Here is a 3,763-nt window from a genome sequence, read left to right as displayed (position 1 = left end):
TAATCAGTTTAATCCTGAGTCAGACAAACTTCGCGCGCCGCCGAAGGCGGTAAGCGAGTTACTTCACTGAGAACTTATACACCGTTGTTTGCGAAAATGTGTCACCTGGTTTCAGGATCACATTCGGGAAAGACGGCTGGTTCGGTGAGTCAGGGAAGTGCTGTGTTTCCAGGCAAAGCGCCGCGTTCTGCACATACTTCTGCCCGTTGCGGGTATTGGTGAGTGTTCCATCCAGGAAATTGCCGGTATAGAACTGGATACCTGGCTGAGTAGTAGCTACTTCCATATAACGGCCGCTGGTGGGGTCATACAGGGTAGCTACGGTTTCCAGTACGCCTTCCGGCTTGTCCAGTACCCAGTTGTGATCGTAGCCGCCTTTCACTTTGCCGATGTCTGCACCGATCTTTTTAGCAGTGGTGAAATCCATTGGCGTGCCTTTCACCGGGTCCAGTTTACCGGTTGGGATCAGCTTATCATTTACAGGAGTGTAGCGGCTGGCCTTCAGGGACAGTTCATGTCCGAGGATGGTGCTGTCTTTGCCTGCAGAAAGATTGAAGTAGGTATGATTGGTAAGGTTTACCGGTGTTGGCTTATCAGTGGTAGCCTTGTAGGTGATCTGCAGGGCGTTGTCCGGTGTGAGCGTATACACTACGGTAGCCTGGAGATTACCGGGATAGCCTTCTTCCCCGTCTTTACTGTTATACACCAGTTGCAGGCTGCTGTCACCCGCAGGAGTGGCGGCCCAAACTACCTTGTCAAATCCTTTCAGTCCCCCGTGCAGCGTGTTGCCGTTATTGTTGGGAGCCAGTGTGTATTCCTTGCCATCCAGTTTAAACTTCGCGTTGGCAATACGGTTGGCATAGCGGCCTACCAATGCACCAAAATAAGGCTGTCCTTTCTGCTGGTAGCCGGAAAGTGAATCGTAAGACAATACCACGTTGCCTTTCTCGCCCTGTTTATCGGGGGTAATAATATCCGTAATGGTACCACCATAGTTCAGGATCTTTACTTCCATTCCGTTTGCATTCTTCAGGGTATATTGCAACACCTCCTGGCCATCTGCCTGGCCAAAGCTGCGTGGACCAGCTGTTACAGCCGTTGCCGTGGAATCCTTGCTTTCCTCCGTTTTTGCAGCATTATTGTTGCAGGAGGCCAGCATGGTACCGCCGGAAATCATGAGAGCGGTTAACGCCTTAAAGTTCATGTCCATAACGTATTTTGATGTTAAGTGAAAAAGAGTCACTAAATATCGGGATAATCCCGTTAAAGTCAAATATTTTTATTTGAAATTTATTGTCGCAAGAACAATTAAAAATGCTATTGATTAAAATACGTGTACAATCTGTCAATAATTGGAAAGTAAGTATACGGGGTGCGGATTAGTTTTAGCATGTTAAATACTGATGAAATGAAAAGACTGATCACTACAGGGCTGTTGCTGGCAGGCAGCCTCCAGCTGTACTATAGCGCCCATGCCCAATCCTATGTACCGGGGTGGAAAGAAAAGAAGATGAAAGTGCTGCCGGCAGCCACTATAAAAGCATACCCGTTTCCTATAACAGACGTTACCCTCCTGGAGAGCCCATTTAAAACAGCGATGCAGGCGGATGCCAGGTACCTGTTAAAAATAGATCCCGACCGCCTCCTGTGTGCCTTCCGCACCAATGCCGGCCTGCCTGCAAAAGGCAAACAATATGGCGGCTGGGAAACCGGCGGACTGGCAGGCCACACCATGGGGCATTACTTATCGGCCTGCGCCATGCAATATGCCGCTACTAAAGACACCGCTTATCTTAACCGGGTGGCCTACCTGGTCAGTGAACTGGCACTGTGCCAGCAAAACCGCCACAATGGCTATATAGGCGCGTTTCCCAATGATGATAAGCTCTGGTCTGAGATCGCTGCCGGTGATATCCGTTCCAGGGGCTTCGACCTTAACGGCGGCTGGTCGCCCTGGTACACCGTGCACAAAATTATGGCCGGCCTGCTGGACGCATGGCTGTACTGTAACAACGCGGAAGCGCTGCAGGTAAACAAAGGCATTGCCGACTGGACCGGCAACGTGATCAAAAACCTGTCGGAAGAACAAATGCAGAAAATGCTGATCTGCGAATACGGCGGCATGGCCGAAACACTGGTGAATACCTACGCCTTAAGCGGCGATAAAAAATACCTGGATCTCTCCTACCGCTTTTATGATAAACGCATCCTGGATTCCCTGGCTGCAGGGAAAGATATACTTCCGGGCAAGCACTCCAATACCCAGATCCCTAAAGCCATTGCCAGCATCCGGAGATATGAGCTGAATAAAGATCCCAAAGACGCGGCTATCGCAAAATATTTCTGGGAAGTGGTCACCAGGGATCACTCCTACGCCAACGGGGGCAACAGCAACTACGAATACTTCGGCCCTGCAAAACAGCTCAATGAAGCGCTCACCGATAATACCACCGAAACATGCAATACCTATAATATGCTCAAGCTCACCAGGCACCTGTTTGCACTGGACCCGCAGGCACACCTGATGGACTACTACGAGAAAGCATTATACAATCATATCCTCGCCTCACAAAACCATGAAACCGGCATGATGTGTTACTTTATACCGCTCCGAATGGGCGGGCATAAAGAATACAGCGACGAGTTTGAAACCTTCACCTGCTGCGTTGGATCGGGGATGGAGAATCACGTAAAATACGGGGAAAGCATTTATTACCGCGGCGCCGATGGCAGCCTGTTCGTAAACCTGTTCATCCCCTCCATACTGGATTGGAAAGAAAAAGGCGTTACCATCAAACAGGAAAACAACCTTCCTGCCAATAATCGTGTAACCCTCACCGTTAGCACAAAGAAAACAGCCCCGTTTACCATGCGCATCCGCAAACCGGCATGGGCCAGGGATGGTATAAGTCTTACAGTAAATGGTGCGGAACAACCACTGCAAACAGATGAAAGCGGCTACCTCGTTGTTACCCGCAGCTGGAAGAACAATGACCAGGTAAGGCTTATCCTGCCTGCGGATGTGTATACAGAAGCGCTTCCGGATAATCCCAACAGGCAGGCATTATTCTATGGCCCGGTATTGTTGTCAGGCATCCTTGGGGAAAAAGAACCCGACCCGGTAAGCGGCGTACCCGTTCTGGTAGCCGCCAACCAGCAACCCGGTTCATGGATCAGCCGTACGGAAGATCCTAACTCGCTGCTGTTCCGTACCGCCGGCACCGCGCAGCCAAAGGAGGTTACCCTCACTCCCTTTTATCAAACCCGTAATGAATACTACACGGTATACTGGGATGTGTTTACACCACAAAGCTGGCAGGAACAACAGGTGAAATATGCTGCCGCAAAAAAAGCCCAACAGGAGCTGGATGCCCGTACCACGGACATTCTCCGTCCGGGGGAAATGCAGCCGGAACGGGATCATCAATTCACCGGCGAAAAAACCAGCACTGAAGAAGAACATGGCCGTAAATGGCGCATCGCATGGCCGGGCGGATATTTTTCCTTTAACATGAAGGTAGATCCCAACTCCCCCCATTCCCTGCAATGCACCTACTGGGGTATGGATAACCGGGGCCGCACCTTTGATATCGTTGTAGACGGTACCACCATTGCTACAGAAGATATCAACAAGTTTAAAGAGAGCCGGTTCTATCCTGTTTCATACGCCATCCCCGAACATCTCACCAGGGGAAAGCAAAGCGTAAACATTCGCTTTGTGCCCAAAGCCAATAACAGCGCGGGCCCGCTGTACGGATGCAGA

General features: G+C 50.4%; 2 protein-coding genes. One reads left to right on the top strand and one right to left on the bottom strand.

The annotated features are described in order from the left end of the window. Window positions 1–58: 58 nt before the first annotated feature. On the bottom strand, window positions 59–1,210 hold the full coding sequence (locus VN105_RS19915; RefSeq protein ID WP_325643452.1) for an aldose epimerase family protein: 1,152 nt from the start codon (window positions 1,208–1,210) through the stop codon (window positions 59–61). A 198-nt stretch (window positions 1,211–1,408) separates the two neighbouring features. Here VN105_RS19915 and VN105_RS19910 point away from each other — a divergent pair. Then, the coding region (locus VN105_RS19910) for a beta-L-arabinofuranosidase domain-containing protein (RefSeq protein WP_325643450.1) at window positions 1,409–3,763 on the top strand (2,355 nt) is incomplete at its 3' end.

It is taken from the genome of Chitinophaga sp. (genome assembly GCF_035564935.1).
Lineage (GTDB): Bacteria > Bacteroidota > Bacteroidia > Chitinophagales > Chitinophagaceae > Chitinophaga.
Note: the sequence above shows the minus strand (reverse complement) of the source record. Positions and strands in the feature narration are given on the sequence as shown.